The 5,581-nt window shown below is 45.7% G+C and carries 6 protein-coding genes; all 6 read left to right on the forward strand.

Annotated elements, in window-relative coordinates; translation table 11 throughout:
• Positions 1-215: hypothetical protein (locus QZY09_RS03475; RefSeq protein WP_295668066.1), on the forward strand; the 215-nt coding region annotated here is incomplete at its 5' end.
• Between the two features lie 75 nt (positions 216-290).
• Positions 291-1,517: a conjugative transposon protein TraM gene (gene traM, locus QZY09_RS03480; RefSeq protein ID WP_295668068.1), complete on the forward strand. Its 1,227-nt coding sequence runs from the start codon at positions 291-293 to the stop codon at positions 1,515-1,517.
• 26 nt (positions 1,518-1,543) lie between these two features.
• Positions 1,544-2,332, forward strand: a complete 789-nt coding sequence (locus tag QZY09_RS03485) for a DUF4138 domain-containing protein (RefSeq protein WP_295668071.1) — start codon at positions 1,544-1,546, stop codon at positions 2,330-2,332.
• A 110-nt stretch (positions 2,333-2,442) separates the two neighbouring features.
• Complete coding sequence (locus QZY09_RS03490) at positions 2,443-4,458, forward strand: type IV secretion system DNA-binding domain-containing protein (protein WP_295668074.1); 2,016 nt, start codon at positions 2,443-2,445, stop codon at positions 4,456-4,458.
• 12 nt (positions 4,459-4,470) lie between these two features.
• A complete protein-coding gene (locus QZY09_RS03495; protein ID WP_295668077.1) occupies positions 4,471-4,953 on the forward strand; it encodes a M23 family metallopeptidase in 483 nt (160 codons plus the stop codon).
• Between the two features lies 1 nt (position 4,954).
• The coding region (locus QZY09_RS03500; protein WP_295668079.1) for an ArdC-like ssDNA-binding domain-containing protein at positions 4,955-5,581 on the forward strand (627 nt) is incomplete at its 3' end.

Raw genomic sequence — 5,581 nt, forward strand, 5'->3', positions numbered from 1 at the left:
AGCTAAAAAAACCGCCGAATGCTATCTCGCCTGTTTCAAACGGTTTCGACCGGATCATGCAGACCGCATCAACTATCCGCGAAATGACGCTGCTCAAAAAACAGATCGACAGCCTGTCCGGCAAAGAGCAACTCAATTCAAAGGACAGCCTGGTGTTAGAAAAAGCGCTTGACAGGTTTCAACAGATCAATCACCAATTCAATTCAAGAAAATGAACCGAGCATGATGCCTGAAATTAACAATATATCATGCGAGCTCCATCTTGCCATCAAAAAACAATTAAAAATAAGATGAAAATCAATTTTAAACAACCCAAATATGTGCTGCCCTTGATCGCGCTGCCATTCCTCTGTTTGTTTTTTTATGTCTACCATAGCGGCAGCGCAAAAAATAAAAAGGAAACAAAACAACTGACAGGGATCAATGGCTCGGTAGGCGAGGTTTCCCCTGAGGTCAAAAAAAAGGACCTGGACGATAAACTGGATGCCTACCGGGACCGCTATAAGGAAGCCGACGGTAATACGGCGGTGAATCCGATCCCTTCAGACGGGGCGGCAAACAACGCCATAAATAATCCGTACAGTAATCAGCAAAAAAGACAATTGGACTCCATTGACAGCGTGATGAAACGCAGGTTCAGCAGCCGGCCGTTGATTAATCAGCGACATTCCTGGTCCGCTGGAAATGTTTCAGGAAGGGACCGGCAACTGGCCGACGCCTTGAATAACTTGTCTTCCAGGCAAAAAGAAAAGCAGGCCGGTCAGAACTCAGCGGTCCAGGCCAGTGAAAAGGATCCAATGGCGACTTTCCGGGAGCAAATGACATATCTCGACAGTGTAAACAAAGCCAATGACCCGGCAGTTAAAGCCGAAAAGGCGAAAAAAGAGGCGCTGGCAAAAAGGGAAGCCTTACGCGCGGCTGAGCCTGACCTGCCGGTGCGAAAGTTAAATCAGGTAAGTGGTGATTTTAATACGGTCATTCCGGAAAAGGAAATTGATCCGATCAAAGTGGTCATTGACGAAAACTTAACGGGTTATGCCAGTTCAAGAATAAGGTTGCGGTTGCTGGATGACATGAACGTTGGCCGCTACCTGATTAAAAAAGACACTTATTTATATGCACTGATCACCGGTTTTTCCGGCCAGCGGGTAACGCTTGCGGTCAGATCAATTATTTATCAGGACAAAATATTGCCCGTCAAGCTGGAAATCTATGACCTGGACGGTTTACAGGGACTATATGTTCCCGAATCAGCCTTCCGGGATTTCACCAAGGACCTCGGCACTAATACGGTGCAGGGCGTGACGCTCAATAGCGATGGCACAGGCACGGCAGCCAGCCAACTGATGATGAGTTCGGTAGATAAAATATTCCAATCCACCTCTTCCGCCATAGCGGGCGTGATCCGCAAAAACAAAGCGAAGATCAAATACAATTCTTACCTCTATTTAATCGATAACGATGCGGCCCAAGCCGCAAACGGCGGAGCCCTCTTGAGTACCACTGAAAAAAAATAAATCACGAAAAAAACCAATTAAAAATCATGAAAAAACTACTTGTAATTTTATTACTGGCAACTGGCACAGTCAGTGCACAGGACAAGCTGCCTGAAGTTCACCTGCCGGTCAAAGGCGACCTGCATTTTATCTCGCCAGAGCCTATCCAATATGTGGATATTTCTAACAAAGACATTGAAGGCGATTTGGCATTGCCAAACGTACTACGCCTACGCTTCAAAGACTTTTGCTATTCGGATGCCATTGTCACCATTGCCGGAGAGAAATTTATTGCACAATACCACTTGTGGCCGGTTACTTCGACCGAAAATGCGAAGGTCGAAATACAGCCAATGGATACCCGGCCGCTGGATATTTCAGGGATCGGCTTATCGCAGCCGCAGATGAGGGCCATTTCGCTCAACCTGTTTTGTAAGGGCCAGCGTAAGGATATAGAACATACGAAAGCATTTGGCATGAAGGCTTCGCTGTACCATCTTTACACCGCCGATGATTATATTTTTATTGACCTGGGCTACAAGAATAAAACCAACCTGACCTATGACATCGATGAGTTCCGTTTTAAGATTGATGACAAAAAGGTTACCAAAGCCAGCAATGTACAATCGGTCGAATTAAAACCTGTCTTTGAGCTGTTTAACCAGCATCTTTTTCAAAAAACCTATCGAAACATCATTGTATTAAAGAAACTAACCTTTCCCGGCAATAAAGTATTGCATATCGAACTCAACGAAAGGCAGCTTTCAGGCAGGGTGATCAAGCTGGAAATCCCCTATAAGGATATACTTAATGCAGACATAGTTCCGCTTAATTAGTAATCAATATGGACGAACGGCGAAGCCGTCCTTCCAGCCGTTAAAAAACAAATATCCTATGGAAGAACCCCAAAGGGCTCCCTCTATACCATTAAAAATCAAATCACATCATGGAGGAAACTCACGAACAGCATAAGCTGCATGGCTTTATGCAATGTATGATCTACGTGTCTATCGCATTGGAATTTTGTGTTTTTCTTTACCCGGCAGCGCCGTTCTGGGGCGTCTTCGCCCATGCGCTGAACAAGCTTAGCCAGATTGCTATTTACCAGCAATTGATTTACAGCAAGTTGTCGACATTACTGTTGATTTGCCTGGTCAGTATCGGAACGCTGGCAAAAAAGAACACCGAACTTGATTCAAAAAAACACATCCTTTATCCATTGGTCATCGGCCTGTTTTTGTTTTTTGGGAGTATCCTCTATTACAATAGGCCATCGGGTATTGTGTTTGCTTACACCACCTGGTTCAACCTTGGGTATATGATTTGCTCCGTAATCGGCGCGATGATGATCAGCGTGTCGATGGACAATATATCCAAAATGATCCGCTCCGGCCTGGGTAAGGATAAATGGAACGTGGAAGGCGAAAGCTTTATGCAGCCGGTCAAGGCGCTGGTGACACCATATTCCGTCAATATCCCGATGCAGTTTTATTTCAAACAAAAGGTATGGGACGGCTATATCAATATTGTTAATCCCTTCAGGGGCACCATTTTAATCGGCACGCCCGGTTCTGGCAAGTCCTATGGAGTGGTGAACCCTTTTATCCGGCAACTGATTGCCAAAGAGTTCTGCTGTTGTGTTTACGATTATAAATTTCCTGACCTGGGCAAGGTGGCGTATTATCATTATTTATTGGCCAAACAGCAGGGAAAATGCAAGCAACACGGATTTCATGTCATTAACCTGAATGACCCGGAAAAAAGCAGGCGTACAAATCCCTGGCGCAGCGATTATTTGAAAACGCTGGCGGATGCCTCTGAAAGTGCAGAAGGGCTGGTGGAAGCCATGAAGAAAGGCGACAAATCAGGCGGAAGCGACCAGTTTTTTACCCAATCCGCGATTAACTTTTTAGCGGCCTGTGTTTTCTTTTTCAGCAAATATGAAAAAGGTAAATACTCCAGCCTGCCGCATGTGCTTTCCTTTTTGAACCATTCTTACGAGGATATTTTTAATACGCTTTTTTCCGAACCTGAACTGGTTTCCTTATTGTCACCATTTAAAAGCGCCTTTTTGGCGAAAGCATTTGACCAGTTAGAAGGCCAGGTCGGCACCCTCAAAATTTTCATCAGCCGGCTGGCGACTAAGGAAAGTTTTTGGGTATTCTCCGGTGATGATTTTAATTTAAAGATTTCCGATCCCTCTACACCGGGTGTGCTGGTCATCGCTAATGACCCAAATACACAGAACATCAATTCGGCCTGTTATTCAGTCGTCCTGAACCGTCTGACCAAACTGATCAATAACAAAGGCAATTTGCCGTCTGCGCTGATCATCGACGAAATACCCACTTTATACACGCATAAAATAGAGAACCTGATCGCGGTGGCGCGTTCCAATAAGGTGGCGATTTTGATGGGTTTACAGGAGTTGCCCCAGTTCAATCAACAATACGGTAAAGAAACTGCAGCAACGATAACATCCGTGGTAGGCAATGTACTGGCCGGTTCTGTACGCAATAAAGAAACGTTGGATTGGCTGGAAAGGCTTTTCGGTAAATCCAAGCAAATCGGCGAAAGCCTTTCGATTGACCGCAATAAAACCTCTACTTCCTTACAGGAGAAACTGGAAGCTTTAATACCTGCCGGTAAGATGGCTGCATTGAATACCGGGGAGATGGTTGGACTTATCGCTGCGGATGCGCAGGAAAATTATACCGGTAAATTTGAGACTTCGGCTGTTAATTGCCGCATCAACCTCGATAGTGAAGCCATCTGGCAGGAGGAAAAAGGATACCGCGACCTGCCGGTTTATTACAACTTTGGCGACAAGAAAGAAGAAATACTCCGCAAAAACTTCGTCGGCATCAATAATGATGTAGAAGCCATCATTAAAAAATTCCGGAAAACCGCACCGGTATTGCCGCCTACTAAAGCCATTACCAGGCCGGTTATAAAAAAATAATTAAATCAACTTATGGGATGTTTGAACCGCTGCGTGTTGGCCGCAATAACGCTTTTATTGCCCGTTTATTTACAGGCGCAAGCTTGCCTGCCGCTGAAGCATTTGCAGCTGACATCCGCTTATGGGAATCGTGTTCACCCGCTGACCGGAAGATACGCTTTCCATGCTGGCGTTGATCTGCGTGCCCGGGACGATACCATTTATGCAGTGCTGCCAGGATTGGTCGAAAACATCGGCTTTGATCCGCTACTGGGCATTTTTGTCCGTTTGCGGCATGGTGAATTGCAAACCGTCTACGGTCATTTATCTCAACTTTTTGTAATGCAAGGTGACAGTGTTTTATCCATGACTGCCCTGGGAGTTACCGGTTCAACCGGGAGGGTTACCGGGGAGCACCTGCATTTTGCAGTCAAATTTCAGGGTCACTTCATTGATCCTTTAGCCTTTTTATTGGCTATCATCAAGAATAATCTTAACAATTTAATCATTAAATGATATGAGCGAAACCTATAAACCGCTGCCCGAACAGATCAGCGACAGGATGGTAAACCTGCTTAAAGATGGAAGGTCCATCTTTACCAAACCAATGAAAGAAGATGGCACTTCGCAGTTTGTGATGCCGATCAATGCCAAGACCAAGCAGTCCTATAAAGGCGCAACTGCCCTGGTGCTGCTGATGCAGAACCGCCGCGACCCCCGCTGGCTATCCTATGACCAGGCCGGCTACAACAAAACCCCGGTAAAGAAAGGCGCGCACGGCACACTGATCGAGTTTTACTCCGACAACAAACTTCAGCAGGCGACTGAAAATGGCCAGCCTGTTGTTAAGGAGAATGGCAAGCCAAAAATGGAAAGAGTCAAACTGGAGGAACCGGTAAAGGTAGATGCCTGGTTGTTTAACGGGAAAGACTTAACCAACCTCAAGGAACTAAAACCCAAAGCGCAGGAATTAAGCCCGACAGAAAGGGCACAGGCCATCCTGGATAGCAGTGGGGTGAAATTGGAGCCGGAAGGGCTGGTGACCAACTATGAACGGGCATCTGATACCATTCATATGCCGGGCAAGGATGAATTTGAGAAGCCCGAGTTATATTATGCTACCGCTTTACACGAATTGGTACAT

Source organism: uncultured Mucilaginibacter sp. (assembly GCF_903913935.1).
Lineage (GTDB): Bacteria > Bacteroidota > Bacteroidia > Sphingobacteriales > Sphingobacteriaceae > Mucilaginibacter.

What these genes read in the sequence shown, in the direction of transcription:
- traM (WP_295668068.1), top strand. Translation starts at nt 291, where the DNA reads ATGAAAATCAATTTTAAACAACCCAAATATGTGCTGCCCTTGATCGCG.
- QZY09_RS03485 (WP_295668071.1), top strand. Translation starts at nt 1,544, where the DNA reads ATGAAAAAACTACTTGTAATTTTATTACTGGCAACTGGCACAGTCAGT.
- QZY09_RS03490 (WP_295668074.1), top strand. Translation starts at nt 2,443, where the DNA reads ATGGAGGAAACTCACGAACAGCATAAGCTGCATGGCTTTATGCAATGT.
- QZY09_RS03495 (WP_295668077.1), top strand. Translation starts at nt 4,471, where the DNA reads ATGGGATGTTTGAACCGCTGCGTGTTGGCCGCAATAACGCTTTTATTG.